This window comes from Microbacterium sp. STRO-2N, from assembly GCF_057747775.1.
Genome location: NZ_CM173223.1, coordinates 1489604 through 1515654 on the forward strand (window position 1 = coordinate 1489604; position 26051 = coordinate 1515654).

General features: G+C 69.6%; 29 protein-coding genes, 1 tRNA gene and 1 pseudogene. 21 read left to right on the forward strand and 10 right to left on the reverse strand.

What is annotated here, in order from left to right; translation table 11 throughout:
* Positions 1 to 6: 6 nt before the first annotated feature.
* The 3 genes and pseudogenes from AC3ANN_RS06840 to AC3ANN_RS06850 form a co-directional block, all read right to left on the reverse strand.
* Positions 7 to 391, reverse strand: a pseudogene (locus tag AC3ANN_RS06840) (RNA-binding S4 domain-containing protein).
* Positions 388 to 1056, reverse strand: coding sequence for a lysoplasmalogenase family protein (locus tag AC3ANN_RS06845; protein ID WP_488340228.1), 669 nt, complete (start codon positions 1054 to 1056; stop codon positions 388 to 390). The pseudogene AC3ANN_RS06840 and the gene AC3ANN_RS06845 overlap by 4 nt, the downstream one beginning before the upstream one ends.
* Before the next feature lie 102 nt (positions 1057 to 1158).
* A complete protein-coding gene (locus AC3ANN_RS06850) occupies positions 1159 to 1746 on the reverse strand; it encodes a GNAT family N-acetyltransferase (protein WP_488340229.1) in 588 nt (195 codons plus the stop codon).
* Positions 1747 to 1876: 130 nt separating this feature from the next.
* Between AC3ANN_RS06850 and AC3ANN_RS06855 the strand changes: the two genes are divergently transcribed.
* A tRNA-Pro gene (locus AC3ANN_RS06855) sits at positions 1877 to 1950 on the forward strand.
* A 120-nt stretch (positions 1951 to 2070) separates the two neighbouring features.
* On the opposite strand, the gene AC3ANN_RS06860 is transcribed toward AC3ANN_RS06855, so the two are convergent.
* Complete coding sequence (locus AC3ANN_RS06860) at positions 2071 to 4173, reverse strand: FAD-binding oxidoreductase (protein ID WP_488340230.1); 2103 nt, start codon at positions 4171 to 4173, stop codon at positions 2071 to 2073.
* A 112-nt stretch (positions 4174 to 4285) separates the two neighbouring features.
* Here AC3ANN_RS06860 and AC3ANN_RS06865 point away from each other — a divergent pair, with 112 nt between their 5' ends.
* Entirely contained in the window at positions 4286 to 5209 is a 924-nt protein-coding gene (locus AC3ANN_RS06865; RefSeq protein ID WP_488340231.1) for a LysR family transcriptional regulator, read from the forward strand.
* Between the two features lie 51 nt (positions 5210 to 5260).
* On the opposite strand, the gene AC3ANN_RS06870 is transcribed toward AC3ANN_RS06865, so the two are convergent.
* The 3 genes from AC3ANN_RS06870 to AC3ANN_RS06880 are packed head-to-tail and all read right to left on the reverse strand — an operon-like array spanning position 5261 to position 6704.
* On the reverse strand, positions 5261 to 5875 hold the full coding sequence (locus tag AC3ANN_RS06870; protein ID WP_488340232.1) for a dihydrofolate reductase family protein: 615 nt from the start codon (positions 5873 to 5875) through the stop codon (positions 5261 to 5263).
* Between the two features lie 5 nt (positions 5876 to 5880).
* Positions 5881 to 6357, reverse strand: a complete 477-nt coding sequence (locus AC3ANN_RS06875) for an SRPBCC family protein (RefSeq protein WP_488340233.1) — start codon at positions 6355 to 6357, stop codon at positions 5881 to 5883.
* Entirely contained in the window at positions 6354 to 6704 is a 351-nt protein-coding gene (locus AC3ANN_RS06880) for an ArsR/SmtB family transcription factor (RefSeq protein ID WP_488340234.1), read from the reverse strand. The genes AC3ANN_RS06875 and AC3ANN_RS06880 overlap by 4 nt, the downstream gene beginning before the upstream one ends.
* 111 nt (positions 6705 to 6815) lie before the next feature.
* Here AC3ANN_RS06880 and AC3ANN_RS06885 point away from each other — a divergent pair, with 111 nt between their 5' ends.
* From AC3ANN_RS06885 to AC3ANN_RS06900, 4 genes are all read left to right on the forward strand, one after another.
* The gene (locus tag AC3ANN_RS06885) at positions 6816 to 7418 is read left to right on the forward strand and encodes a hypothetical protein (RefSeq protein WP_488340235.1); all 603 of its coding nucleotides are present in this window, start codon (positions 6816 to 6818) and stop codon (positions 7416 to 7418) included.
* A 91-nt stretch (positions 7419 to 7509) separates the two neighbouring features.
* Entirely contained in the window at positions 7510 to 7857 is a 348-nt protein-coding gene (locus AC3ANN_RS06890; RefSeq protein WP_488340236.1) for a hypothetical protein, read from the forward strand.
* A 48-nt stretch (positions 7858 to 7905) separates the two neighbouring features.
* A complete protein-coding gene (locus tag AC3ANN_RS06895) occupies positions 7906 to 8475 on the forward strand; it encodes a mismatch-specific DNA-glycosylase (RefSeq protein WP_488340237.1) in 570 nt (189 codons plus the stop codon).
* On the forward strand, positions 8472 to 8891 hold the full coding sequence (locus AC3ANN_RS06900; RefSeq protein WP_488340238.1) for a DUF2809 domain-containing protein: 420 nt from the start codon (positions 8472 to 8474) through the stop codon (positions 8889 to 8891). Before AC3ANN_RS06895 ends, AC3ANN_RS06900 begins: the two co-directional genes overlap by 4 nt.
* A gap of 3 nt (positions 8892 to 8894) precedes the next feature.
* Here the strand turns inward: AC3ANN_RS06900 and AC3ANN_RS06905 are convergent, their stop codons facing one another.
* Positions 8895 to 9641, reverse strand: a complete 747-nt coding sequence (locus AC3ANN_RS06905; RefSeq protein ID WP_488340239.1) for an NADPH-dependent F420 reductase — start codon at positions 9639 to 9641, stop codon at positions 8895 to 8897.
* 106 nt (positions 9642 to 9747) lie between these two features.
* Between AC3ANN_RS06905 and AC3ANN_RS06910 the strand changes: the two genes are divergently transcribed.
* Together AC3ANN_RS06910 and AC3ANN_RS06915 are read left to right on the forward strand one after the other, a co-directional pair.
* Positions 9748 to 10686: a L,D-transpeptidase gene (locus AC3ANN_RS06910; protein WP_488340240.1), complete on the forward strand. Its 939-nt coding sequence runs from the start codon at positions 9748 to 9750 to the stop codon at positions 10684 to 10686.
* A 47-nt stretch (positions 10687 to 10733) separates the two neighbouring features.
* The gene (locus AC3ANN_RS06915) at positions 10734 to 11738 is read left to right on the forward strand and encodes an aldo/keto reductase (RefSeq protein ID WP_488340241.1); all 1005 of its coding nucleotides are present in this window, start codon (positions 10734 to 10736) and stop codon (positions 11736 to 11738) included.
* A gap of 53 nt (positions 11739 to 11791) precedes the next feature.
* Here the strand turns inward: AC3ANN_RS06915 and AC3ANN_RS06920 are convergent, their stop codons facing one another.
* Entirely contained in the window at positions 11792 to 13672 is a 1881-nt protein-coding gene (locus AC3ANN_RS06920) for an adenylyl cyclase (RefSeq protein WP_488340242.1), read from the reverse strand.
* Positions 13673 to 13861: 189 nt separating this feature from the next.
* Here AC3ANN_RS06920 and AC3ANN_RS06925 point away from each other — a divergent pair, with 189 nt between their 5' ends.
* From AC3ANN_RS06925 to AC3ANN_RS06985, 13 genes are all read left to right on the forward strand, one after another.
* The gene (locus AC3ANN_RS06925; protein ID WP_488340243.1) at positions 13862 to 14668 is read left to right on the forward strand and encodes a glycosyltransferase family 2 protein; all 807 of its coding nucleotides are present in this window, start codon (positions 13862 to 13864) and stop codon (positions 14666 to 14668) included.
* A gap of 39 nt (positions 14669 to 14707) precedes the next feature.
* Positions 14708 to 15139, forward strand: a complete 432-nt coding sequence (locus AC3ANN_RS06930; protein WP_488340244.1) for an SRPBCC family protein — start codon at positions 14708 to 14710, stop codon at positions 15137 to 15139.
* A 53-nt stretch (positions 15140 to 15192) separates the two neighbouring features.
* Complete coding sequence (locus AC3ANN_RS06935; protein WP_488340245.1) at positions 15193 to 15492, forward strand: DUF1905 domain-containing protein; 300 nt, start codon at positions 15193 to 15195, stop codon at positions 15490 to 15492.
* A gap of 227 nt (positions 15493 to 15719) precedes the next feature.
* Positions 15720 to 16130 carry a type II secretion system protein gene (locus tag AC3ANN_RS06940; protein WP_488340246.1) on the forward strand — a complete coding sequence of 137 codons (411 nt, stop codon included), beginning with the start codon at positions 15720 to 15722 and terminating at the stop codon, positions 16128 to 16130.
* A gap of 87 nt (positions 16131 to 16217) precedes the next feature.
* Positions 16218 to 16625 (forward strand): prepilin-type N-terminal cleavage/methylation domain-containing protein, encoded by a 408-nt coding sequence (locus AC3ANN_RS06945; RefSeq protein WP_488340247.1) that lies wholly within the window; start codon positions 16218 to 16220, stop codon positions 16623 to 16625.
* Positions 16622 to 17146, forward strand: coding sequence for a pilus assembly FimT family protein (locus AC3ANN_RS06950; protein WP_488340248.1), 525 nt, complete (start codon positions 16622 to 16624; stop codon positions 17144 to 17146). Before AC3ANN_RS06945 ends, AC3ANN_RS06950 begins: the two co-directional genes overlap by 4 nt.
* On the forward strand, positions 17143 to 18672 hold the full coding sequence (locus AC3ANN_RS06955) for a hypothetical protein (RefSeq protein ID WP_488340249.1): 1530 nt from the start codon (positions 17143 to 17145) through the stop codon (positions 18670 to 18672). Before AC3ANN_RS06950 ends, AC3ANN_RS06955 begins: the two co-directional genes overlap by 4 nt.
* Positions 18669 to 19517 (forward strand): prepilin peptidase, encoded by an 849-nt coding sequence (locus AC3ANN_RS06960; RefSeq protein ID WP_488340250.1) that lies wholly within the window; start codon positions 18669 to 18671, stop codon positions 19515 to 19517. Before AC3ANN_RS06955 ends, AC3ANN_RS06960 begins: the two co-directional genes overlap by 4 nt.
* A 31-nt stretch (positions 19518 to 19548) precedes the next feature.
* Complete coding sequence (gene pilM / locus AC3ANN_RS06965) at positions 19549 to 20598, forward strand: pilus assembly protein PilM (protein ID WP_488340251.1); 1050 nt, start codon at positions 19549 to 19551, stop codon at positions 20596 to 20598.
* Positions 20598 to 21242 carry a hypothetical protein gene (locus AC3ANN_RS06970; protein ID WP_488340252.1) on the forward strand — a complete coding sequence of 215 codons (645 nt, stop codon included), beginning with the start codon at positions 20598 to 20600 and terminating at the stop codon, positions 21240 to 21242. The genes pilM and AC3ANN_RS06970 overlap by 1 nt, the downstream gene beginning before the upstream one ends.
* Complete coding sequence (locus AC3ANN_RS06975) at positions 21239 to 21919, forward strand: hypothetical protein (protein ID WP_488340253.1); 681 nt, start codon at positions 21239 to 21241, stop codon at positions 21917 to 21919. Before AC3ANN_RS06970 ends, AC3ANN_RS06975 begins: the two co-directional genes overlap by 4 nt.
* 1 nt (position 21920) lies before the next feature.
* On the forward strand, positions 21921 to 23066 hold the full coding sequence (locus AC3ANN_RS06980) for a type IV pilus twitching motility protein PilT (protein ID WP_488340254.1): 1146 nt from the start codon (positions 21921 to 21923) through the stop codon (positions 23064 to 23066).
* Positions 23066 to 24307, forward strand: coding sequence for a type II secretion system F family protein (locus tag AC3ANN_RS06985; protein WP_488340255.1), 1242 nt, complete (start codon positions 23066 to 23068; stop codon positions 24305 to 24307). Before AC3ANN_RS06980 ends, AC3ANN_RS06985 begins: the two co-directional genes overlap by 1 nt.
* Before the next feature lie 9 nt (positions 24308 to 24316).
* Here the strand turns inward: AC3ANN_RS06985 and AC3ANN_RS06990 are convergent, their stop codons facing one another.
* Positions 24317 to 25987, reverse strand: coding sequence for a GspE/PulE family protein (locus AC3ANN_RS06990; protein ID WP_488340256.1), 1671 nt, complete (start codon positions 25985 to 25987; stop codon positions 24317 to 24319).
* Positions 25988 to 26051 lie beyond the last annotated feature (64 nt).

A 26051-nucleotide genomic window follows, 5' to 3' on the forward strand; every position in this document is an offset into this window, starting at 1 on the left:
AGAGCGTCAGTGCTCGTCGCGACCGCGAAGCCGGTCGATGTCGCGCCGCTCGCGCTTGGTGGGGCGGCCTGCGCCGCGATCGCGCACCGGCACGAATGCGGTGAGCTCGCGCGGCGGCGGGGGGAGGCGTGCGATCCTCCACGGCCTCGGCGGCTACCGCGGCACCGACGCGCTTGGAGATCGGCTTCTTCACGACCAGGATGCGGTCGAAGCCGCTGATGCGCACGCGCAGCTCATCACCTGGCCGCACCGGCTGAGCGGCCTTCGCGCGGTCGCCGTTGAGGCGTACATGCCCCGCGCGGCATGCGGTGGTCGCAGCCGACCGCGTCTTGTAGACCCTGACCGCCCACAGCCACGCGTCGACGCGAGCGGAGGCGGCGGCATCCGTCATGCGGGCACCTCGGCGGCGCGGCGGGCGCGGACGGCGACGAGCACTCCGGCGGCGATGAGACCCTGACCGGCGCAGTATGTGAGCATGACGAGCGGGCTCGTCCAGTCGGGCATCGCATCGGGAAGGAACAACCGGAACGCGAGCACCGAGTCGGAGGCGAGGAAGAACGCGCCGCCCCACGCGATGAGCGGATGGCAGCGCGCAGCGCCGGCGGCCGTCGCGCCGAGGACGAGTCCGTACACGGCGACCGGGACGAGGAGCGATCCGAGGCTCGGCCACAGCACTGCGAGCAGCACGACCCACCACACCGCGTATGCGGCCGACCACAGCGGCGGCCGTCGCGCCGCGAGCACGCGCCAGAAGAGCCAGATGTAGCAGACGTGGGCCAACCCGAACCACAGCAGCATCATCGGCACGGTGGGGAGCCCGGGGAAGAATGTCGCGGCGCCGTCGCCGAGCCACGACAGGCCCAGTGCGACCACGAGGAGCGTGTGAGCGGACGTCCACGGCCGGCCCCACGCACCCCAGACGACTGCGAGTGCCAGCAGCGGCATGAGTGCGAGCTTGGTCGGTGCGGCGACGGCTTCTGCGCCGGCGGCGAGGGCGCCGATGTGCACCGCCGACACGACGATGTACGGGGTGAACGCGATCCACAGCCGACGCATGATCCTCCTCGATGCGGGCCCGACACGGGTGCTCTCATCGTCGCATGGCGCGGACAGGCTTCCGCACTGCCTGTGCGCGACCCCGGATGCCTCAGGCCCGGGTCAGTGCGTGAGGTCGAGCGACACGATAGCGAGGTCGGGGCGCGGCCGCGCCACTTCGCGGAATCCCGCGGCCTGGAACGTCGACACGACGCCGTGGAACAGCTCGTTCGAAGTCTTCTTGCGACCGGCGACGGGGTCGATCGGATAGGCCTCGATCACGCGCGCGCCGCCCGTCCGGGCGTAGTCGATCGCGGCGCGCAGCAGCTCGTCGTTGAGTCCGGCGCGCCGGTGCTCGTTGCGCACGACGAAGCAGCTGACAGCCCACACGTCGGGGTCGTCCCAGGGCTCCTCGGATCCCGCGGTGAAGTTGCGGGTGCGCCCGAGGCGCACCTGCTTGGTGCGCGGTCCGACCCGCACCCATCCGGCCGGCTCGCCGTCGACATATGCCACGAGGGCGGGCGGCGGGCCGGCCTCGACCTCGTCGCGCAGCAGCTTCTCGCGCTGGTCCTTCGACGTGCTCTCCCACTCCTTGTTGGTGAGCGTCCACCACTGGCACTGACAGCTGCGGCCGTCGCCGCCGCCGCTCAGGGCGTGCTGGGCGTCGTCGAAGCGGTCGGCGGTGACGGGTTCGATCGTGATTTGCGGCATGCCGCGACGCTAACCGCCGTCACGGACACCGGCAAGCGTGGCGGGATGCCACGCCCGGGCGTCGCCGCGTTCGCGAGGCTCCCGCGGACCGGGTAGGATGGTCGAGTTGTCCACGCGCGAGCGGGGGCATCGGGATGTGGCGCAGCTTGGTAGCGCACTTGACTGGGGGTCAAGGGGTCGCAGGTTCAAATCCTGTCATCCCGACAGTGAAAGCCCCGGCAGATCCAAGGATCTGCCGGGGCTTCGTCGTGTCTCCAGGAGTTGACGTCGCGCGGAGCACCCGCGCCCTGGCGTGCGACCCGGCTGCGCCGCCCGGGCGTCCTGTCACGACAAGCGCGAGTGTGCGCCGGGAGCGACATCGACGCGAAAAAGCCCTTCAGGGTCGACTGCCCGGCGCACGGCATCCACCGTCGAGACCTGCGTCACGTCGAATGAGCGGGCGGGGCGGGTCCGCTCGCTGGCGAGTGTGGGCGCCGTGTAGCCCGTGTCCCACGAGGCGATCTCGGCGCGCTGATCGTCGATCGCGGCCTCTGCGGCCTCGCGACCAGGCTTGCCGTGGAGGGCGATCGCCAGCCATCCGAACGCGCCGCGGTAGTGTCCGACCACGCCCGAGCCAGCGGGGGCGGCGCTCAGCGCGCCTCCCAGTTGGCGCAGTTCTGCGATCCCTACCCCGGTGCCGGGGCGGGCCGCCGCCCCGATGAAGTCGGACACGACCCCGCGCGCCTGTTCCTCGTCGTCGGCATCGCGCATGCCGAGCAGCGCGTGGGCAGACGAATGTGAGGGCGAGAAGGGAGGGTCCATATGGGTGTGCGGCACTTCGAGGGCATCGGCCACCCGCCAGGTGTCCAGTCGCGGTGGTGCGATTTCGTGCAGCCGCGCGAGCAGGTCTCCTGCAGCCTTCCGCGCGGCGACGTCGTCGTCGACCGCGGTGCCGTCGATGACGAGCATCGGCCTGCCCGCCAGTCGCAGCGGCATGCCGGGGAGCGGAGGAAGGGTGAGGATCCGCAGTGACGTGGTGATGGCCGATGGCGCCGCAGTCGACCAGCGTGCCCACGCGTCCGCGACGGACGCCGCGTCATCGAGTTCCCACATGGCCGCGCCCGTCACGATCTCACCCGGCTCGAAAGCGCGCACCGTCACGGAGGTGACGACGCCGAAGCCCCCGCCCCCGCCTCGCAGCGCCCAGAAGAGCTCGGGTTCGTTGTCGCGGCTCGTCTCGACGAGGCGGCCATCGGCGGTCACGAGCTCGATGGAGTCGATCCAGTTCGCCGCGACCCCGGTGCGACGACCGTAGGCCGACAATCCCCCTCGGGTGAGGTAGCCGACGACACCGACGTGCCCCGACGACCCGTGAGGCAACGCCAATCGGTGACGATGTGCCAGGGGCACGGCGTCGCCCCACGCGCGGCCCGCGGGAATCCGGACGAGCCGCCGGTCCGGATCGACGGTGATCGGACCGCCGATCGCCACCTTGAGCAGTGCGCTGGACTCGAGGTCGGCCAGACCCGCAGCCGCATGGCCGGTGGAGTGCATCGCGACGCCCAGTCCTCGCGCACGAGCCGTTTCGATCGCAGCCCGCACGTCATCGACGCTGCGGACCGTGGCCGCAAGTGCCGGTCGCGGTGAGGCGCTGGAGTCGAACACCGATACGGCGTGGGCGTAGGTGCGGCCCTTCGAGGTCAGCGGAGCCGACATGGTTCTGCGGCGGCGCGGCAGCGTGCACGCGACCACGCCCAGGCCGAGAACCGCCGCGATCACCACAGCGGTGATGGCGCCGAAGCTCATGACAGCGAACGCGGCGACGAGGAGGAACAGCACGGGAACGACAGCGGGTCGGCTTCCAAGGTCGGGTCGCACGGGCACCGCGAAGACCGGCGTCCTGGGTCGGCGGCTCGTGTCCGGCGCCACCATCACTGCGACGCCGGCCCCGATCGAGATCGCGACCGTAGCCACCGGGCCCACGGCGCCGGCGAGCCCCCCGGCGATCGTCGACAAGACGCCCAGCGTGACGCTCGCGGCGCGCCCGATTCGGGCGTCGTTGCACAGAGCGGCAGCGGTCAGTGCGACCACCGCGGAACCGCCTCCCAGCAGCAGCCCGGCAACGCCGGGAACGGAAAGCGCATCCATCGCTGCGGCGGCGATCAGGAGCAGTGCGCCGACGAGGATGAACCGGCGACGGCTCCGTCGGTCGGATGCCTGCGCCCCCTGAACCAGCACGAGTGACAGTCCGACGAGGAAGGCGATCCCGTCCGCGAGAGCCGTTCCGACCGATGTGCTCGACGACGCGACGACCGCGGCACCCGTGGCTGCGAAGGCGAAGGAGGCCGCCGACGCGGCTGCGAGACGCGCCCGCCACGACGGCGGGGTCGACGGGGCGAACGCGCGCGGTGGCACGCGTTTCGTGGTGGTCAGGGACGGCGAAGACATGACTGTTCCATTTCTGTGGTGGTGGGTGTGATTTCAAGGGTCGCTCGTTCCCTATATCGACGTCCAACGGGTAATATCGCTCGTATTCATCGATGCCATCGATAGGAGCAACGTGGACGTCCGAATGCTGGAGGCATTCGTCGCCGTCACCGAGGCAGGCGGCTTCACCCGGGCCGCAGAGCGGCTGCATCTCGTGCAGTCCTCGGTCTCAGCCTCCGTCAAGTCCCTCGAGAGACAGCTCGGCTTCCGGCTGTTCGATCGGGGTACGCGAACGGTGGTCCTTACTGCTGAGGGGCGATCCTTCCTTCCCTACGCCAAGGCGGCGCTCGGCGGGATCACCGAGGCGAAGGAAGCCGCTTCGGCCCTCGTCGGCGGGGTCGCGGGGACGGTGGGAGTGGGGGTGCTCGCAATTCCCGACATGCTGGGCGTGGCCGACGCCGTCGCGCATCTCCACACGGAGCATCCGGGCATCCGCATCAACGTCCGCTCGACGCTCGGCGGCAGCACCGCTTTGCAAGCCGACGTCGTTGCGGGAGAACTCGACCTGTGCTTCGTCGTGCAGCCCATTCGGCACCCGCCAGAGCTCGTGGTGGAGCCACTCGTCGCAGGTCGCTATGTGCTCGCGTGCGGGCGGCAGGATCGTTGGGCCAGTCGGACCACACCACTCGAGCCGAACGAGCTCAACGGCGTCGACTTCGTGGAATTCCCGGCGGGCTTCAGTCTGCGCGAGGCGACCGATGACGAATTCCTCGCGCGAGGCGTCGTCCGCCGAGTGCAGGTCGAGGTGACCCACCTCGACCTGATCGCCTCCTACGTCGCGGCCGGGGTGGGTGTGGGAATCGTCACCGAGCAGGTGCTGCGTGCGCGCGCCGACCTGGTGCGCCTGGAAACGCCCTGGCTCGACATGCGCTGGACCGTCGCAGTGGCATGGTCGAGAGCACGTCGCCTGTCCCGCGCCGCCGAGACCTTCCTCGATCGCGTTCGAGAGAACTGTCGCCAGAGGATCGCCGCCGGAATCGTGGACCCGGTCCTCTGACTCCGGCGAACGTCACCGCGAGCATCTCGCCGCGCGGCACACTGCTTGGATTCACCGGACGTCGTACGTGAGGTGTGTCGCGTGCGGGCTCACGGTCACTGCTCGCTGCACGAGCGTCCGCTGCGTTCCCTCGGTGAACAGGGGAGTGCCCGCCCCGAACACCACCGGCGCGAGGTGCAGCGAGAGCGTATCGACGAGCCCCGCGGCGAGCGCCGAACCGATCAACTCACCACCGCCCATGAGCACGACGTCGAGGTCGTCGCCGCGCTGCCCCGACACGGCCTCGGCCCGCGTGCGCGCGGTCTCGATCGCCTCGGCGAGCCCGGTGGTGACGAACGTCCAGTCGAGGTTCGAGAGACGCACGTGGTCGGGCGCTGAGCTCGTCACGACGACGAACGGCGGCTTGCCGACCTCGCGCGCACCGTAGCCGACCTCGTCGCTCCAGCCCTGTGGGCTGTCGACGATGTCGAACAGCCGGCGGCCCATGACGACGGCTCCTGAGCGTTCCGTCGCCTGTGCGACCACTCGCTGATCGATGGGATCGTCCGAGAACGCCCATGTGTGCAGCGCCTCGCCGCCGTCGCCCAGGCCGTTGTCCGGCCCGGGGTTCGGGCCGGTGACGAATCCGTCGAGCGACATCGAGATGTCTGCCACCACCCGGGTCATCGTGCTCACCTCCCCGCGAGCAGCTCGTCGAGCTTCTCGTAGCCTTCGCTCATGCCGCGCTCCATGCCCTGCTCGATCATCGTGTCGAGCACCTCGCGTGACGGGAAGACCGAGTGGTCGACGAGCCGCGACCGACCGCCGGGGAGGGACTCGAACCGGATGATGTCGAGGCTCACTTCGTTCGGAGCACCCAGATACTCGAACGTCTGGATGATGAGCTCGTTCTCGACCACGGTGTGGAACACGCCGCGGAACGCGTAGACGTTGCCGTCGGCATCCTTCTGCTCGAAGGCGTACCCGCCGCCCGACCGGAAGTCCCAGTGGGTGACCTTGTTCTCGAGATCGCGCGGCCCGATCCACTTCGCGAACAGGTCGGCGTCGGCGTGCGCGCGGAAGACGGCGTCCGCCGGCGCCTCGAACTCGCGACTGATGTCGGCGTAGGACGTGCCGGGCTCGGCGTCGATGACCACGGGGTTGCTCATTGTTCCTTCTCCTTCTCTCGTGTGATGCGGGGGTGCTCGGCGAGCACCTCGTCGAGGCGCCGGTATCGGGCCTCGGTCTCGAGGCGGTAGCGGTCGATCCATGACGTCAGGCGTTCCAGGGCTGCCGGGTCGAGGTGAACTGGGCGTCGCTGCGCCTCGCGCGTGCGCCAGACGAGCCCGGCCGCCTCCAGCACGCTGATGTGCTTCGACACGGCCTGGAGCGTGATGGCGAACGGCTCGGCGAGCTCGCCGAGCGTCGCCGGCCCGCGGCTGAGCCGCGCGACGATCGCGCGGCGCACAGGGTCGGCGAGGGCGGCGAACGCCTTGTCGAGCTTCTCGTCGTCCACGCTCTATCCAATCGCTGAGTTGATCAACCAAATGATTGAATACTCTAAGCCCGGATGCAGCGAGCGTCAAGAGTGCTGGTGGTATAGCGAGCTAACTCGTACACTCGTGTCATGTTTACCGAAGATGGTGGGACGAGCACGACCGCTGAGCAGAGCGATCGCGGACGCCCATGGATCGCGCGGCGATGGCCGAGCCTCGCGGGGCTCGTGTTCGGCGGCGCGCTCGCGGCGGCCTTCTGGATCGGGTTCTCCACGACCGCGCAGGCGTCCCAGGTGCTCACGGCCGCCGGATTCGTCTATCTCGGCTCGGCGGCACTCGGCAGCCGTCGGGCAGCGTGGCCGCTGTTCGCCCTCACGTTCGTGGTGATCGGCGCGGGCTTCGCCCTCCCGGCGTTCGACCCCACGTGGGTGATCGTCGCCGCGGCCGTCGCCCTCGCCCTGTTCGGCCTGATGCGCGGTGCCTCCCGGCCGGGCTGGGGGATGCCGCTCCAGGCGCTCGCGATGGCGGTCATCGTCCTGGTCGCGCTCGGCGTCGCCTTCGCCGGCGATCGCGTCGCCGCGCTGTTGGTCGGAGTCGGGCTGCTGGTGCACGCGGGCTGGGACGCGCACCACCTGCGCACCCGGCGCGTGGTCGCGTCGTCGATGGCGGAGTTCTGCTGCGTCCTCGACACGGTGCTCGCCGTGACCCTGATCGTCGTGTCGCTGGTGCGCTGAGCCGGGTCGCGTAGCGCGACTCCGGGGGCATGGCAACCCCCTCGGCCACGTCGAACTCGCGCGCGACGCTGGAATCGGAGAGGAGTGTCACATGACTTTCGAACCAGAACAGGGTGCCGCGCCGACGAATCCCGCGGCGAGCGGAGCCGCGCACGAGGACCAGCACCTCGCCACGACGGATCACGACGTCATCCGTCAATGGGCCGACGACCGCCACGCGACGCCCGCGACGCTCGAAGGCGCCGAGCACGACGGACGTCTCGACGTCCTGCGGTTCGACTTCGGCTTCGGCATGGTCGAGGCCGAGGAGGAGGAGCTGCGCGAGGTGAGCTGGGACGACTGGTTCCGGACGTTCGACGAGCAGGGACTGAGCTTCGTCTACCACGAGACCCGCCCCGACGGATCGCGGTCGAACTTCTTCCGCCTCGAGAACCGCTGACCCTTCGGCGCGACCGGCCGGCGACCTCGCGTACGCGAGACTGGTCGCATGGGTTTCACGCGCGCCGAACTGGAGGGGTTCCGTGGGCGCAGCGTTCCCGACCTCGTCCCCGAAGACCCGAAGCTCGTGTTCGTGGGCATCAACCCGGGTCTGTGGACGGCGGCGACGGGTGTGCATTTCGCGCATCCCGGCAATCGCTTCTACCCGGCGTTGGTCGCGGCGGGCATCATTCCGCGGATGCCGCGCATCGGGGACGACGGCATGCCGGAGGCCGACCGGCGGATGTTCCTGGATGCCGGCATCGGCATATCGAACCTGGTCCACCGAGCCACCGCGCGTGCCGATGAGCTCTCACGCAGCGAGTTGCGCGCCGGGGCCGAGCGGCTGGTGACGGATGCCGAGGCGTGGCGCCCACGAGTGGTCGCCGTCGTCGGGCTCACGGCGTACCGTCAGGGCTTCGCGCGTCCGCGCGCTCTGGCCGGTCGCCAGCACGAGGGCCTCGGTGGGGCGGAGCTGTGGGTCGTCCCGAATCCGAGCGGGCTGAACGCCCATGACACGGTGGCCTCGCTCGCGGTCGCGTATGCTGTGCCGGCGCGCGCGGCGGGGGTCATCTCGTGACGTCGCCGCGGCGAGAGACCACGGCCCGGCGGACCCGGACCCGGAGGCTCGTCGCCATCGTCGCGCTCGCGGTCGTGATCGTGGCGGGCCTCGCCGTGCACGGCGGACTGCCCGACACGTCTGCGACCGACATCGCGGGCGACGCGCTCTACGCCGCTGCGGCGTATCTCGCGGTGATGGCGGTCGCGCCCCGCCTGCCCGTGCTCGCTGTCGGCGGCATCGCCGCCGCCTGGTGCGTGGGCGTCGAGCTCTTCCAGCTCACGGGGCTCCCGCTCGCGTGGGGCGCGACGTTCGCGCCCGTGATGCTCGTGCTCGGCACGGTGTTCGACCCGCGGGATCTCGTCGTCTACGTGCTGACCGTCGCGGTCGTGACCGCGGCCGACGCCGTGTGGTCCCGCGGCGGGAGCTGGAGGTAGCGGTCACGGCGCGGCATCCGGTTCCGGACCCTCGAACCGGTGCGCCTGCGCGCGGGCCCGCGCGATGACGCGGCCCCGCTGCGACGTCGCGAAGCGGTCGAGCATCGCCCGGAGCTCGGTCGCGTCGACGTCGGCGCCGAACACCTCGCCTCCGGGCTGCAGCATGATGCCGTCGGCGAGCGAGCCCGCGACGACGACGTCGAAGCCGAGGTCGTCGACGAGGCGTGCGACCGCGTCGACGTCGCGTGGGTCGTCGCCGGCGACCGCGATCGCCTTGCGTCCCGCCGTGCCTGCCGGCCGGGCCTCGTCGGCAAGATCCCGGTACGACATGTGATTGAACGCCTTGACGACGCTCGCATTCGGGAGGAACTCCTGCACGAGCTCGCTCGTCGAGACGAGCGGGCCGGCGAACTCCTCGCGGAGCCCGTCGACCTCCCACCAGTAGTTCATGGCGTCGATCACGAGCTTTCCCCGCAGCGCGTCGACCGGAAGCGTGCGGTACCGGGGGAGCGGCAGGGCAAGGACTACGGCATCCGCCTCACGTGCGACGGCGGATGCCTCGGCCGCGACGGCGCCGGGCGCCACCGCCGCGAGCTGCACGGTGATCCGTGCCGGGTCGCCGGATCCTGCGACGAGCACGCGGCGATCGGCCGCGAGGGCGAGCTGCGCCAGAACGATCCCCACCCTGCCGGCGCCGAGGATCCCCAGCGTGCTGATCGGCTGCGTCGCGCCGCCCCCGCTGTCATCCACCCCTCCAGGCTAGGGGCGGGGGCCGTGCTGTCAGCCGCTTGCGGTGCTTCCCGGCCGCGCCGACCATGGAGAGATGGGGGATGCCGGGGATCCGACGAGTGCGTCCGTGCGCGGTTCCGCCGCGTCGAGGCGGCGCCGTGCGATGGGCCGGGGCGCGGTCGCGGCGATCGTCGTCGTGGTCATCGCCGTCGTGGTCGGGGCGCTGCTGTGGCCGACCGCGTCCGCGACGACCGCGACCCCGGCAGCGACGCCCACGGCGACCGCACCGGCGTACCCGACCCGCGCGCCGACCGCCTCACCCAGCCCGACGCCCACGCCAACCCTGCAGGGCTTCGCCCCGAACACGGCCTCGTACGATCTCGGCGCGCTGCCGCAGGTCAACGTGTTCAGCGTCCTCGCTGGGCTCCCGGTGGACGATGCCCCGTTCGCTGCTCCGCTGCCCGAGCACGCCATCCCTCGCGGAGTCGGCGCGCCGGTGTGGGGCGACCCCTCCGGCGAGCCGGTCGGCTACCTGCCACGCGAGTTCCCGTACGGCGGCACTGTGGTCCCCGTCGTCCAGAAGCAGGAGCACTGGATCAAGGTGCTGCTCACCGGCCGGCAGGCGATCCCGTCCGCGGGCAACCCCGCGCAGACAGCCGGCTGGCTGCGGGTCGCCGATGTCGAGCTCGCGCCGGCCGCGACGAGCGTCGTCGTGAGCATCTCGGCTCGCACGATCGACATCGTCCGCGACGGTGTCGCCGAGCGCATCGCGACCGACTTCGCGTGGGGGACCGACCACACGCCGACGCCGCTGGGCCGCGCCTTCATCATGACGACGCGCGTGGTGCCGGAGTACTGGTACACCCGCGGGCACCCCATCGTCTACCTGTCGGTGCAGTCGCCGACGCTCGACGGGTTCGGGGGAGCGAATGTCGCCGTCACGGCCTTCCACTATCACGACGACCGCTCGGGCCCGATCTCGAACGGATGCCTCCGCGTCGACCCGGCCGCGATCGCCCGGCTCGCCGAGCTCCCGGAGGGCACGCCCGTGATCGTCAACCCCTGAGCGTGGGATGCTGGGAGTGTCCCCACGACCTCTCCGGAAGGATCCCCATGCAGCAGCGCGCACTCGGCCGCACCGGTCGCTCGGTGTCGGCCATCGGCCTCGGCACGTGGCAGCTCGGCGCCGATTGGGGTGCCGTCAGCGAAGAGGATGCGACGGCCGTGCTCGCGGCATCCGCCGACCAGGGCGTGACGCTGTTCGACACGGCCGATGTGTACGGCGACGGACGCAGCGAGTCGATCATCGGACGCTTCCTCGCGGGGCGTCCCGGGCACGGGATCACCGTTGCGACCAAGATGGGTCGCCGCCTGCCGCAGGAGCCCGACAACTACTCGCCCGAGAACTTCCGCGCGTGGACCGAGCGCTCCCGTCGCAACCTCGGCGTCGAGACGCTCGATCTGGTGCAGCTCCACTGCCCGCCGACCGCCGTCATCGAGGATGATGCGACGTACGACGCGCTCGACGCGCTGGTCGCCGACGGAACGATCGCCGCGTACGGCGTGTCGGTCGAGACGTGTGCGCAGGCGCTCGCCGCGATCGCCCGTCCGAACGTGACGAACGTGCAGATCATCTTCAACCCGTTCCGGCTGAAGCCACTCGACGACGTGCTGCCGGCGGCCGCCGCGGCCGGTGTCGCGATCTTCGCGCGCGTGCCGCTCGCCTCGGGCCTGCTGTCCGGTAGGTACTCCGTGTCGACCACGTTCGCCGAGAACGACCACCGCACCTACAACCGCCACGGAGAGGCGTTCGATCGCGGCGAGACCTTCTCGGGTGTCGACTACGAGGTCGGGCTCTCGGCGGCGGCCGAGCTCGCCGAGGCGCTGCCCGAAGGCGTGTCGCTGCCCGCCGCGACGCTCGCGTGGATCGCCGCCCAGACCGGCGTCACGAGCGTCATCCCCGGGGCCCGCAACGTGGCGCAGGCGACGTCCAACGCGGATGCCGCGGCCCTGCTCGGCGCCGACGTCGAGAGCGGCTTCGACATCGACGCGTTCGACGCCGTCGTCCGCGATGTCTACGACCGCGACCTCCGCGAGGCGATCCACCCGCTCTGGTGACACGCGTGCCTCGGCCCGGCGACGATCGCCGGGCCGAGGCATCCGTTCCGCCGTTATGGAGCGGGGTAGTCGACCACGAACTGCGGGGCGCCCGTGTTCGTGTTGTCGGCCTGGCCGCCGATGCCGTTCACCACGTGCTGGATCGTGCCGGCCGAGAGATTGACCGTCATGATGTGGTGCAGTTGCACGCCGGGCGTCTCGGGCACCGAGAACCCGTTCGCCGTGACGATCGACGGGTTGTTCTGGTTGAACACGTACACGCCGGCGCCGTCGAGGCGGTGCGTCGTGACGTCGTCGGCGACCTTGTAGCCGGGGTAGCCGAGGGTGCCGTCGGGCTGCGTCCAGTCCGCCTGCGTCGGCGGGTCGTACGGCAGCTCGTTCTGGTACAGGATGACGCGGCCGTCCTCGCCGTTCCACAGCGTGTTGTGCTGCTGGAAGTGCTCGACGAACAGGCCGGTCGCCGTCACGCCGTCGCCGTTCACGATGACGCCGTTGAGCCCGGTGTTGGTGTTCCACCGGTCGGTGTCGCCGTTCACGCCGTTCGTGAAGCCCTCGATGCCATGGTCGCCGCGCCACACCCAGGTGTGGTCGATCAGCACGTTGTCGGCGTTGATCTCGAGCGCCGTCGTGGTCCGGCCGATGTGCGGTCCGCCGACCCGGAAGTACACATCGCTCAGAGTGATGGGGTCGGCCGGGTCGAGCGCCTTGCCGCTGTCGGAGGCGCCGACGCGCAGCAGCACCGGCGAGAGCTCGGGCCCGGCGTCGATCGTGACGCCCGCGACGACGATGCCCTCGGCATCCTTCACCGCCAGCGGAACCGCGCCGCCCACCGCCGTGAGGGTCGCGTGCCCGAGGCCGAGCACGACCGTGCCGGGGCGCTTGACCTGGATGGTGCGGTCCACGTCGTACACGCCGGGCGTGAGGATCAGGTGCTGACCGCGCGCCAGCGCGTTGTTGATGTCTTTCACCGAGTCATCGGGCGTCGCGATGAAGAACTCGGTGATCGGGATGCTGCGACCCGCAGTCTCGCCACCGGCCCACGTCACGCCGCTCGAGTCGTGCTGCACGGCGGGCACGCGCACGTTGTAACGGCCTTCGTCGTCGACGTAGAGATACGGCTTCTCGCGGCTGACCGGCGTCTCGTCGATCGTCGTGTACGGCGGGTTCGGGAACGCGGAGTCGTCGGGAGCGCCGACGACGCCCGAGAAGACCTGATTCCAGACGGCATTCGACCACGAGGCGACCTCGCTGTCGCGGATGAGCCACTGCTGCTGTGATCCGTTGACGACGGCGGGCAGTCGCGAGTCGGCGATGAACCCGCCGCTGGCGTACTGGGGGCCGGCCGTGCAGTAGTCCATGAGCGACAGGGTTCCGCCCGATACGTCGAGCCGGCGCATCGAGACGGCCTGGGACACGGCCCAGAACTCGGCACTCTGCCGGCAGCCGTCCTGCCCGGCCTTGTCGATGTCGATCGAAAGGTTCGAGATGGTGCGCCAGAAGTTCACGAGCGCGAGGCAGTTGGCGGTGCCGCCGCCTTCGAGGCAGCGGTTGTAGACCTCGACCGCGCCGTGCACGGTGACATCCTCGGGCGACGCGCCGAGTCCTGCGATCTCGGTGTAGTAGCCGACCTTGACCTGGAGCGGGTCTTCGGCCGAGCCGTACTGTCCGGGCAGGAAGTACACCGCCTGGCGGTTCGTGCTCATCTCGGCGTCGACCTGCTGCGCGTGCAGGGCGTCGAGCTCGGCCTGGATCTCGGCGAGCGGGGTGTCGGGCGAGTAGATGGTGACGCTGGGGCCGAAGTCCGGCGCGTACGGGTCGACCGCGCGGGGCGGGGCGGCGATGGCCGGCGTCGCCAGCAGAGCGCTCGCGATGAGCGCGGCGCCGCCGGCGACGGCGCCCAATCGCAGGGCGCGACGGGGAACGGGTGCGGGCATGACAAGTCCTCTCCGTTGAGGTGGATGCGGCGGATGCCGTTACTTACTGGAATGTAACCAAATGTGGGAGCGGTCTCAAGCATGAGTTCCGGGGGCCGGGAGGCCGTCGCCTCACGAGGCTCGATGCTCGATCCGTCCGTGGCGGCAGGGTATCCCCGGCATGCGACAGCGCGGGAGTAGGGTTCTGCTGTGCCCCTCGTCCCTCGCATCGCGGTCGTGATCCCGTGTCGCGACGATGCCGGGTATCTCGATGCGTGCCTGGCCGCGCTCGCGGCCCAGACCCACCCCGCCGACCGCGTGATCGTGGTCGACAACGCGAGCGCGGATGCCTCGGCCGCCGTCGCGCGCCGCCACGGCGCCGAGGTGGTCTCCGAGTCCGCCATCGGCATCTGGCCCGCCGCAGCCCGCGGCTACGACGAGGCGATGGCGGATGCCGACATCATCGCGCGGCTCGATGCGGACTCACGCCCGCACCCGGACTGGATCGCGCGGCTGGTGCGTGCGTTCGTGGCTGACCCGTCGCTCGGCGTGCTCACGGGCGGAGCGGAGTTCTACGGCGGCACGCCCATGCAGAACTACCTCGGCGAGCGGTGGTACATCGGCGGCGGGCACTACTGGATCAAGAAGTGGCTGGGAATCCCGCTGGTGTTCGGCTCCAACTTCGCGATGCGAACGTCGGTGTGGGAGCGGGTGCGCGGCCAGGTCGATCGCGGCAACGCCCGCATCCACGACGACCTCGACCTGACGATCCGCCTCCGCGCCTCGGACGGCGTGCGCTACGACCCGCAGCTGCGCATGCCCGTGTCGGCACGGCCGGTGCAGACCCTGACAGGGCTGTCGCGGCGGATCGCGAAGGTGGCGACGACCTTCGCGGTGAGCTGGCCGGAGGGCGCCGCGTGGCGGCGGCGCGACCGGAGGGCGGATGCCGCGCCCGGCGCCGCCGGGACCGAATGGATCCCCGAGGGCGACGACTGGACACCCGAGTACGGGCGGTAGACCTCCCTCGAGTCGGCAGCGCCCGCTACGGTGGCGTGCATGCGTGAGCTCACCGAAGAGGCCGTGGTGGCGGCATCCGTCGATTCCGTCTGGCTGGACTTCACGCGGGGCGAGCGCCTCGCGGAGTGGATCTGGCCGCCGCGGTTCGAGACGACCGCGGTCGTCGAGCTGCGTGAGCTCGGCCCGTGGAAGGCGCGGTCCGAGGTCGCCGGTCTCGCCGTCGAGGCGACGGTGCTCACGTTCGACGCTCCGCGTGCCCTGCGGCTCGCGTGGCGGTGGGCGGGCGAAGAGCACTCGACGGACGTCGAGATCGCGCTCGAGCAGGCGGCGGATGCCTCGACCCGCGTCATCGTGCGGCACACGGGATTCGTGTCTGCCGAGGAGCGCGAGAGCCACGTCGAGGGCTGGTCGAACTGCCTGCAGCGCCTCGTCGACCGGTACGGCGGTGCACCGGGGGAGCGGCTGCAGTGAGGCGCGAGCGCAGCCCGGTGCCGGTGTCGTGACCGGGCGGTAGGGTCGGCGCCGTGATCATCGAGTTCGACTCGGACGTGTTCCGATGGGGTGCGCGTGAGGATTCGTCGTGGTTCTTCACGGCGGTGCCCCCGGAGCTCAGCGGAGACATCCGCGAGATCCCGCGGCCGTATCGGGGCTTCGGCTCGGTGCGCGTGAAGGCCCGCATCGGCGATTCCGAGTGGACGACGTCGATCTTCCCCGACTCGAAGAGCGGCTCGTACGTGCTGCCGCTCAAGAAGGCGGTGCGGGATGCCGAGAACCTCGTCGACGGGGGAGCGGTGGTCGTTCGACTCGAGGTGCTCGACGGATGATGCCGCTCCTGCGCACAATGCGTGGAGTGCTGAGGATTCGCTGACCAAGATCTGAGGAAGCGGACTTGACACAAACATGAGAACTCTCTCATGATTGTGCCCGGGAGCGGTTCCAAGGCGAGAGTCCGAACGCACCCAGCCTGATGCGACTGGGCGACTGGGCGAAAACGCGGTCCGGATCAGGGATGTCTGAATCACATGTCATCCTCGAGAAAGCGAGCCGCAACATGCGCGCAACCATCCGCAACTACATCCAGGCCGAGAAGGCACGTCGCGAGGAGTCCGGTGAGGCCGGCTTCTCGCTCATCGAGCTCATCGTCGTCGTCGTGATCCTCGGGATTCTGGCCGCCGTGGCCATCCCGATCTTCCTGAACATCCAGGGCCAGGCGAAAGACAACGCAGTGCAGACAGTGGCTGCGAACGGCGCATCTCAGGCCGCATCGGCGCTTGCGCAAGGTGATGACCCTTCGGCCGCCACGTTCTTCGGCAATCTCGAAACCACGGGTACCGACGCGATCTCCGTTGCGTATGCGGTCACTGACGCAACAAGCCCACTCGACACGTTCTGCGTCACCGCGTGGGGTGGCGGTTCGAAGTTCACCTCGGCGGCGCCGGCCGAGTCCGGCCCCGGCTGCTGATTCCCGTTTCAGCGAACGATCGGCCAGGTCCGGGCCCGCGGGGGCCGGGCCTGGCCGCACCATGATCGGCCGGGAGGTGATGTGGCCGTGTCACGCCACGAAGAGGGCTTCAGCCTCGTCGAGGTCATCATCGCGATGTTCCTCCTCGCGGTGCTGTCGCTCGCCGTTCTCCCGCTCATCATCCGCGCCAGCAGCCTGAGCACGGCGAACCAAGACACCGTGTCGGCCATCGGCGTGGCGAGCGCCCAGTTGAGTGCGGTCCGCGCCGCGTTCCCGAATGACCCTGACGAAACGGGCACGTGTGGCGACCTGGAGGACGCGGTAGCAGAGCTCGAGGCCGCTGCTGCTTCGCCAGGATTGAGCGTCGCGTTCGAATCGATCGACTGTGTCGGCGTCGCGGGGCCGGAGGCGGTGACCGTCGCCGTCGTGGTCGATGGGGATCGCACGTCTTCACGAGTGGAGCTGACGACGAGCGTGCTGGTGTCGGGTCCATGAACCTCCGCGACGATCAGGGCGTCACCCTCGTCGAGCTCATCGTCTACATCGTCGTCTCGGCGCTGTTCGCGGCGCTGCTCGCCACGATGTTCGCGCAGGGGCTCGCCGCGCAGACCCGTTCGACGGAGCGCGACCGAGCCACCGGCTACGCGAACGTCATCAGCACCTCGCTGGCCGGAATCCGCAACGCCACCGACGTTTCTGCGACGACGACCGTGGTGGTGGCGAGGATCATCACCGGGTCCGGCGACGTGACCTATCGGGGATGGGGACTCAGCCCTGACGGACGCTTCCGATACCGCGAATCCGATGTTCCCATCGCGTTGGACTCCGTCGAGGAATGGGGATTCCTGGCTTCGGGCCTCGGCACGGGCTCCGATCGTGTCGACGGGATGTTCGATTACTCCTCGACGGACCGCGTCCTCATCGTCGATCTCGTTGTCTCGGCCGGCAAAGCGCGGGTCGACCTCGAGAGCACGATCATCGCCCAGGCGCTCACGGAATCAGGAGGGACGTCATGACGAACTCGGATTCTCACGACAGGGTCGCCGCGCCGGATGGTGGCTCGACCATGATCTCGGCGCTCATCATCATGACCGTCCTCACCATCGGAGCGCTGGTCCTTTCTGTGGTCCTCGTCAACACGTCCGGCATGCTCGCGGACAGCCGCTCGTATGTGCAGTCGCGCGCCGCGGCCGACGCGGGCATCTCCGCGGCCGTCGCGCAGGCGATGTCCGAGCCGGACGTCTGCGCGATGTCGGTGCCGTCGAGCACCTCTGCGCCGAGGTACAGCGTCGCGGTCACGTGCGATGCGAGCGCGGGACGCGTGACATTCACCTCCACAGGCACCGGCGACGGGGGCGAGACGACCGTCACCGAAGCCGAGTACAAGTACACCGCGAGCGTGACGCCGGAAGGCGTGGCCGAGCTCGTATTCTTCAACTCCGGCTCGGATTCGGTGTACTTCACCAACCACGTGATGCCCGAGACCGCCGGCATGGCGACGATCCTCTTCCCAGGCGGGGGCGCCTTCGAATGCAAGACCACGGTGCCCGGGAACATCATCACCAAGGGATCGATCCTCGGGCAGTCCGGCTGCACGATCACCGGCAGCCTGTATGTCGGGGGCGCGAACCCCGTGACAGGAGGTAACGCGCTCTATCTCAACAACGGCGATCAGGTGCTCGGCAGCGCAATGGTCGTCGGGGACGTGCTTCTCGGCGGCTCACCCGCACGGATCGGCGGCACGCTGACGCTTCCGAGCACGGCATCGCTCACGGCGAACTGGCGCAAGCTCTCGGGGAATCCGACGTCGCATGCGCAGATCAACGGGGGTCAGGCAGGCGGAATCGTCTGGTCGCCGACGATCGGCACCCCGACGATGGAGCCATGGTTCGACTACGCGTACCAGCCCGCGGATTGGCCGGGCTATGACGTGGTGACGCTGACCGCGACGTCCACCCCCTACAACTGCACGAACTGGAAGGGAAGCGCGACCACCTTCTGGACTGCATACGTCTCGGGATTGACGAAGAACACTGTCATCGACGCGCGCGCCTGCCGTGGAGGAATGGACACGGCTCTGGGCGCGAACTCGACGGCGACACTCGGGGTCAACCTCGTGTTCCTGGCGAATGCCTACACGCTCGGGAATCTCAAGATCTCGGCGAAAGCCGGCACGGATCCGCAAGCGTGGTTCGTGGTTCCCGACCTGGTCGACGACAACCAGCCGACGTGCCCCGCGGCCGACAGCGCGAACTCCTGGGACTATCAGATCGAGACGGACGCGAGTGTGAACGTCACCGTGAACGCGATGATGTACACGCCGTGCAAGATCCGCATCGGGCACGGCGGCGTGTGGTCGGGTTCGATGTACGGAGGCACACTCGACGACGGCGGCGACATCAAGATCTACACCCATGCAATGGCATTGCCGGGGCAGTGGGGCTTCGGGCCCGGTGGAAGCGGGTCGGGGCCGACCACGACGTCACTCGGGGAGCTCGTCTCGCAGAGGGACGTCCAGGCACCTATAGGCGGTGCCCCATGACCGCCGTCTCGCCTGCGGTGCTCGCGGCGCTCCTCGTCCTCGCCGGGGTGCTGGGGCTCGTGATCGGGTCGTTCCTGAACGTCGTCGTGTATCGCGTGCCCGCCGGTATCCCGCTCACGCGCGAGAGCCGCTGCCCGCAGTGCGACGCGGCCGTGAAACCGTGGCAGAACGTGCCGGTCGTGTCGTGGCTCGTGCTGCGGGGACGGTGCGCAAGCTGCAAGGCCCGTATCTCGGCGCGTTACCCGCTCGTGGAACTCGCGACGGGCGCGGCATTCGTCGGGGTCGTGTGGGCCTTTCTCGAGGTGGCGGCCCCCGTTCGCGGATCGGAGACCGGCTGGGGTGCTTTCGCCGCGGTCGTCGTGGCGTACCTGTACTTCGCCTCGATCAGCATCGCCCTCACGCTCATCGACCTCGACACCCGCCGTCTACCGAACGCCATCGTGCTGCCGGGCTACCCAGTGGTCGGCATCCTGTTCACGATCGCCTGCCTGCTGGGCCTGCCGTGGGATGCGCTCCTCCGCGCCGCGATCGGGGGCATGATCCTCTTCGGGTTCTACTTCGTGCTCCGGCTCATCCGACCGGCGGGCATGGGCGGAGGCGACGTCAAGCTCGCCGGCATCGTCGGGATGTGCCTGGCGTGGCTCGGCTGGGCGCCGCTTGTCGTCGGGGCGTTCGCCGCGTTTCTCCTCGGTGGCGTCTTCGGCATCGCGCTGCTGATCGCGCGCCGCGCGGGGCGGCGGACCGCCATCCCCTTCGGACCGTGGATGCTCGCCGGCGCGTGGGTCGGCATTCTCGTGGGCGACACGATCGCCCGCTGGTACATCGGACTCTTCTTCGTCGCGTGATCCGCGGCGACATCATCGGAAAGGACAAGCCATGGCGCACAGCATCGTCGGGCTCGAGATCACCGAAGAGGGGGTGAGAGCGGCCGAGGTCAGCACCGGGCGTACGCCGACCCTGATCGCCAGCGGCTCCGTGCCGCTTCCTCCGGGAGCCGCGAAGGACTCCGAGATCTTCGACGCGGATGCGGTGGCACTCGCTCTGCGCCAGCTGTGGAGTCGCGCGGGCATCCGGGGGCGCCGGGTCGTGCTGGGCCTCGGCAGCCGGCGCATCCTGGTGCGCGAGCACACCGCTCCCGCGATGCGTCCGGACCTGCTCCGTCAGGCTCTGCCGTATCAGGTCCAGGATCTGCTTCCCGTGCCGCTGGAGCAGGCGGTGCTCGATTTCTATCCGGCGTCACAGGAGGGCGACCAGGTCGCTGGTCTGCTGGTGGCGGCGGTCGCCGAGACCGTCGAGCAGCTGATTGCGGCGGTCGCCAAAGCCAAGCTCACCGTCGACGTCGTCGACCTCGCGCCGTTCGGCCTGGCGAGGGCGATCGCGCGGGTGTCGGCCCCGAGCGAGTCGTTGGCCGCATTCCATCTCGGCGACCACACCAGCTATGTCGTCGTCGTCGAGGGCGGCATTCCGCGCTTCGTGCGCATCATCCCGGTCGACATCGTGACCCGGGCGGTGCGTGAGCGCGAACTCGCCGCGCTCGCCGCGACGGCGGAAGAGACCGTCCCGGCCGAGGCGGAGCTCGAGACCGTTCCCGCCGAGGCGCCGCTCGGCCGCCGCTCGCGGGCCGCGGCCCGAGCGCCGCGCCGCGCAGGCATGTCGGAGTCGGCGGTCGCCGACCTGGTCGGCCGACTGCGGAGCACGCTCGCCTTCTACGCCGAGCGGTCCGGCGGAGCGCCCATCCGCCGTGTTCTCGTCACTGGTGCAGGTGCGGCGGCGCCCGGCGTGACGGAGGCGCTCGCCGCGAGCCTCCCCGTGCCCGTCGAGTACCTCGGCGTCGCGCAGCTGGTCGCGGGCAAGCGCATGCCCACGGGCGAGGACGCGCTCGATCTGGTCGCGACGGTCGGCCTGGCGATGGGGGAGGCGCGCTGATGGCGACAGCGAATCCAGCGATCCAGACCTGGGGTGCGGCTCCGCGCGTCAATCTCATGCCCCGCGCCGAAACCGAGCGTCGTGAGCGGGTGAGGCTGGCGAGGCGCTGGATCGGCGCACTCGTCGGGGCGTTGCTGCTCGTGGTTGCGGCATCCGGCCTCGCCTTCGGGCTCCAGATCATCGCGACCCAGCGGCTGCTCGTGGAGCAGGCGCGTACGACCTCGCTCCTCGGTCAGCTCGCGGAGCTGGGAGACGTGCAGCGCGCGCTCGCTCTCGAAGCCGACCTGCAGACCTTTCGCGCAGACGCGATGGCCACCGACCTCCGGTGGAGCCCGTTGATCGCGACCGTCCAGCAGCAACTGCCCGCCGGCGTCTCGATCACAGGGTTCAGCCTGGCGCCGGGTCCTGCTCCGCAGGGGGAGGATCCGGCGGTCGAGGTCGGCGTCTCAGGAACGTTCACGCTCACCAGCGCGACACCGACCGAGATCGTGCCGCTGGTGCGGGCTCTCCGTCCCCTGCCGGGCGTGCTCGAAGCGGACGGCTGGCAGACGACCGCCGAGCAGGACGCGTATACGTACGAGATCCGCATCGCGCTCGATCAGTCTCGATACACCGGTGCGTACGCGCAGGAGGAGGCGGAATGAACATCCCCAAACAGCTCATCAACCTCCTCGGAGCCGTCGTCGTGATCGGTGTGATCGTCGCCGGCGTCGCCCTCATCGCCCTGCCGATGTACGGGTCGTCGCAGACGACGGATGCCTCGGCTCGCACCGTCGCGCAGACCAATGACGTGTACGACATCCAGGTGCAGACGCTGTCGGCGGAGCGCGAGCGCATGGACGAGACCACGGCCGATCTCGCGAACCTGCGTCGTCAGATCGCCGCGATCCCGCAGCTCGACGACGTCTTCGAGATCGTGATCGCGTCAGCCGCCGACACGGGTGCGACGATCACGAACGTCTCGGCGGGTGATCCAGAGGACTGGGCGCCTCGCGGGACTGCCGTCGGCGAGGCTGCTGCGGCCGCCGATACTCCCCCCGCGACCGAGCCGTCCGCGACCGCACCGCCGGCCGCCGCGGGAACGGATGCCGCGGCCGCCGACTCGAGCGCCGCTTCGGACGCCGCCGCGCCGCCCGCAGGCGATTCCCCGTGGCGGCAGGTCCCGCTCACGATCGTCGTGGAACTCGCCGACGCCGCGCAGGCCGCCGCGTTCATCGATGCGCTCGGCCGCGGTCCCCGGCTTCTGGCACCGATCGACGGAACACTCGACGAGGGCACGCTGACCGTCACCGCTCTGGCCTTCATCCGGACCGAGGAATGATATGACCTACGACTCGAACGCCCTGCCCTCGATGCTCGCGACCGCCGGAGCCGCGGGAGCCTCCGACGTCCACCTCACGGCCAACCACCCGCCGCTCATGCGCGTGAAGGGCGACCTCGCGTCGATCCCCGGGTTCACCGAGCCCACCGGCGCCAACTGGCTCGAGGGTGCGATCGGCGGACTCATGACGAACGAGCAGATCGCGGAGTTCCGTGAGTCGGGCGAGGTCGATCTGTCGTACACCGTGCCGGGCGTGGCCCGCTTCCGCGTGAACGTCTTCCGGCAGCTGGGCGATGTCGCCGTAGCCCTGCGGTTCATCCCCGACAAGGCGTTCTCCCTCGAGATGCTCGGCGTGCCGGCGGTCGCCCGCGATCTCGTGCTGAAACCGCGCGGACTGGTGCTCGTCACCGGCCCAACCGGGTCGGGCAAGTCGACGACGCTCACCGCGATGCTCGACATCGTGAACAGGACGCTGCCGGCGCACATCGTGACGGTCGAGGATCCGGTGGAGTTCCAACACACCAGCCGCATGTCGCTGATCCACCAGCGGGAGATCGGCAGCGATACCAGATCCTTCGCCGAAGCGCTGCGACGGGTGCTGCGCCAGGACCCCGATGTCATCCTCATCGGCGAGTTGCGAGACCCCGAATCCATCTCGACGGCGCTGTCGGCCGCCGAGACCGGCCACCTCGTGCTCTCGACCCTCCACACGCAGAGCGCCGCGAAGTCGATCAACCGCATCGTGGACGCCTTCCCACCCGATCAGCAGACGCAGGTGCGCACACAGCTCGGCGACACGCTGCAGGGCATCATCAGCCAGACCCTGCTGCCGATGGCGCACGGCGATGGACGCGTGATCGCGACCGAGGTGCTCATCAACACGCCGGCCATCGCGAACCTCATCAGGGAGGGACAGGTCAGCCAGATCTACTCGATGCTTCAGGCGGGCGGCAGCCTCGGCATGCACACGCTCGACCAGGACCTGAGGCGGCTCGTCGAGGACGGGAGCCTGTCGATGTCGCTGGCGAAGTCGTACGCGGCCGATCCGGCCTCGCTCGACCAGGCACGCGTGCGTCCGCGTGAGCTTCATGCCGACGCGTGGGCGGTGCACACGCCCGAACCGGCGTCGACGGGATGGGGGCACTGATGGCCCTCAGCCAGGAGTACGCCTACCGCGCGGTCGACGGCACCGGCGGTGCGATCGTGAAGGGCACGCTCGAGGCTCCGAGCGAGGGCGCCGTCACCGCCAAGCTGCGCGCGCAGGGCATGACCCCCCTCCACGTGACTCCCGCATCGAAGACGGGGCTGAACCGGGATATCTCGATCCCGGGATTCGACAAGCGCGTCAAGGTCGGCACGCTCGCGGTGTTCTCCAAGCAGATGGCGGGGCTCATCAACGCCGGGCTTCCGCTCATGCGCACCCTCGGCATCCTCATCGAACAGGCCGAAGACAAGAAGCTGCAACGCGCGCTCATCGGCGTGCACAGCGGTGTCGAGTCGGGGTCGTCGTTCTCGGCCGCGCTGTCGGCCTACCCCGAGGTCTTCCCACCGCTGATGATCAGCATGGTCCGCGTGGGTGAGATGGGCGGCTTCCTCGGACAGTCGCTCGCAACCGTCGCCGAGACGTACCAGGGCGAGGCTGAGCTGCAGGGCAAGATCAAGTCCGCGACGACGTACCCGATCATCGTGTTCGTCATCGCGATCCTCGGCGTGATCGCGATGGTCACCTTCGTCGTCCCCATCTTCGAGGGCATGTTCACCAACCTCGGCTCGGAGCTGCCGATTCCGACCCAGATCCTCGTGACGCTGTCGGACAGTATGATCTGGCTGCTTCCGCTCCTGATCGTCGCGGGAATCGCGGTGTGGCTGTGGTGGGTGCGCAACCGGCGGTCCGAGAAGGTGCGACGTGCCGTGGACCCTCTCAAGCTCAGACTGCCCGTCATGGGACCGCTCGCCACCAAGATCGCCGTCGCGCGGTTCACGCGGAGCCTCTCGATGATGCTCAACGCGGGTGTCCCGCTGGTGCAAGCGCTGTCGATCGTCGGCTCGGCGTCGAACAACTGGAAGATCGAACAAGCGGTGCGCGAGATCCAGGAGTCGGTGAGGCAGGGGCGTTCGTTCTCAGCACCACTGGCCAAGGCGGCGGTGTTCCCGCCGATGGTGGCGCAGATGACGGCGGTCGGCGAGGAATCGGGCACGCTCGCCGACATGCTCGCCAGCATCGCGGACTTCTACGAGAACGAGGTCGAGACGGCCACGTCGCAGCTCACGGCCTCCATCGAGCCGATTCTGATCGTCGGCATCGGCATCATCATCGGCGGCATGGTCGTCTCGCTCTACATGCCGATCTTCTCGATCTACGGTGAGTTGGGGCAGTCCGGGCAGTGACGCCGACGGTCAGATCGCGACACGCATGATCTCGTCGACCGTGGTGATTCCCTGCGCCACCTTGCTGAAGCCGTCGTCGCGGAGCGCGACCATCCCCTCGGCGATGGCGAGCTGACGCATCTCGGTACCGGTCGCACCCGCCACGACGAGTTGCTCCATCCCCTCGCTGAGCGTCATGACCTCGTGCAGAGCCACGCGCCCGCGGTACCCCGTGCCCGAGCAGGCCGAGCATCCGACGGCGCGGTACAGTTGCGGCAGGTCGGCCGGATCGTGCGGGAAGCCGACCGAGCGCAGCGCCTCCACGTCCTCGACGTAGGGCGCGCGGCAGTTCATGCACAGGCGCCGCGCGAGACGCTGGGCGACCACTGCTGACAGTGCGGTGCCGACCAGGAAGGGCTCGCAGCCGATTTCGACGAGGCGCGTCAGCGCGCTCGGCGCATCGTTCGTGTGCAGCGTCGAGAGCACGAGGTGGCCGGTCAGCGCCGCCTCGATGGAGATGCGCGCGGTCTCGGTGTCGCGGATCTCGCCGACGAGCACGACATCTGGGTCGGAGCGCAGGATCGATCGCAGCGCCGCCTGGAATGTGAGCCCCGCGCGCTGGTTGACCTGTACTTGACTGATGCCTTCGATGCGGTACTCGACCGGATCCTCGACGGTGATGACGTTGATCTGCGAGCTGGCCACTGTGCGCAGCGCGGTGTAGAGCGTCGTCGACTTGCCTGAACCCGTCGGCCCGGTCACCAGCACCATGCCGTGCGGTCGCGTGATGGCGTGCTGGAATCGCTTCTCATTGATCGCCGAGAACTGCAGCTGCGACATCTCGAGCGCGGTGCCGGAGTTGTCGAGGATCCTCATCACGATCTTCTCGCCCCATACGGTGGGAAGCGTCGCCACACGCAGGTCGACCTGGCGGTCTTCGTGGCGAACCGACAGGCGGCCATCCTGCGGGCGGCGCCGCTCGGCGATGTCGACGTTCGCCATGATCTTCAGGCGGGAGATCACGCCATCCTGGATGGCGCGGTCGGCGCGCTGCATCTCGTGCAGCACGCCGTCGATGCGGTACCGGACGGCCAGGTGCCGTTCGCCGGGCTCGATGTGGATGTCGCTCGCGCGGTCGCTGATCGCCTGTGTGATGAGCAGGTTCACGAACCGCACTATCGGTGCATCGCCGGACTGGTCTTCGAGCGATTCGGTGCTCGCCGGCCCCGCATCGATCGCGGCGCTCTCGCCGATCTGCTCCGACAGATCACTCAGCTCCTCGTCGGAGCGGAGGAAGCGCGAGAACGTGGCGGCGAGGGCGTCGGCGGCGACCACGACCGGAACGATGTTGAGATCGGTCGCCGTTGCGAGATCGTCGAGGGCGATCAGGTCGCTCGGGTCGAGCATGCCGATCGTGAGCTGTCGCCGCCCACGCGCGATCGGGATGACCTGATAGCGGCGGCAGAGCGCTGCGGGGACGAGCGCGATGATGTCGGGGTCGAGCTCGGCCGTGGCGAGATCGACGAATGGCCGGCCGGACTGCTCGGCGATCGCCTCGGCGATCTGGGTCTCGGTGGCGAGACGGGCGGTGACGAGCTCGTGGCGCAGCTCGGGTCCGTCGCCCGCGCGGGCCACGACGTCCGACATGTCGTGCGCATCGACCACGCCGGTGCGCACGAGCGTCTGCGCCAGTCCTCTCACAGGGCTCCTTCCCACGCTCATCATAGGTTCTGGGGGCGCGGCGGCGCCCTGGGCGTCCGGGGAA